Origin of the sequence: Stenotrophomonas sp. 3diitr2024 (assembly GCF_042136455.1) — a bacterium.
Lineage (GTDB): Bacteria > Pseudomonadota > Gammaproteobacteria > Xanthomonadales > Xanthomonadaceae > Stenotrophomonas > Stenotrophomonas sepilia.
Map to the genome: position 1 here is coordinate 1 of NZ_JBHHMJ010000633.1, position 890 is coordinate 890.

Below are 890 nucleotides of genomic sequence, written 5' to 3' on the forward strand. Positions count from 1 at the left end.
GTTGCCGGCCAGCGGCCGGCACTACCGGGTGCAGTAGATCCACGCCGCGCGTGGATGTGGACTTCGGTGCAGAGCCAGCGCGCGACGCAGCAAAAACTGATTCAGCCCAATTGGAGAAAGAACGCCCCGGTGCGTCCTACCGGAGAAAAATCAGGCTTATCCCGGAGGAACAGATACGCCATGCCGTCGGACAGTACGCCTTTTTGCGAAGGCAGAATGCCGTCGATGTCCGCGCCGTAGAGCATCAAGCGACGGCGACCGCCATTCCACGTCAAAGGTGATTGCAGCCATGCATCGACTCCATCCAGCTTGGAATCCAGGTTCTCATCATCGTCAGGTTCCAAACACTCCACACGCTCGATACGGCCGCGCTCAAGCGAGTCGCTCATGCATCGGCTTCTGGATGCGCCGCCACGCCTGTATGCGAGCACAACTGCGTCGCTAGTTCCCTGCACCGCGCGCAGCCGACGGAAGTGGGAATGATCCCGCGTATCGGTGGGGATGAAGACTGAGAACCAGAAATCCTCAGCAACGCCCTGCGGATAGAACCAATGTGCAGGGAGTGCCATCAGGTGAAAGAGCGCACGGCCTTCAACACAGGTTGGCCAAGGTATGTTCTCTGGAAGAAACGCACCGCCGCCAACGTATGCATCGGTTGGAGAGGCCTTTTCCTTGGTCAACAGCAGGCGGGTGTACATGGTGGGGTCGCCGAAAACTGCACGGACGTCCACGGTGCCAGCGCGCCTCGCCCCGGTTCAAGGCCAATAGCGACAGCCTTGAACAAGGGAGAGAATCGCCGCCGGGCATGGACGGCACCGTCATCGACGTGCAGGTCTTCACCCGCGACGGCATCGAGAAGGACAAGCGCGCGCGCCAGATCGAAGAGTCCG

General features: G+C 60.6%; 2 protein-coding genes. Both read right to left on the minus strand.

Annotated elements, in window-relative coordinates:
• Nucleotides 1–101 precede the first annotated feature (101 nt).
• Nucleotides 102–698: a hypothetical protein gene (locus ABGA94_RS16385; protein ID WP_375367808.1), complete on the minus strand. Its 597-nt coding sequence runs from the start codon at nucleotides 696–698 to the stop codon at nucleotides 102–104.
• The coding region (locus ABGA94_RS16390; protein ID WP_375367809.1) for a hypothetical protein at nucleotides 677–890 on the minus strand (214 nt) is incomplete at its 5' end. The genes ABGA94_RS16390 and ABGA94_RS16385, both read right to left, overlap by 22 nt.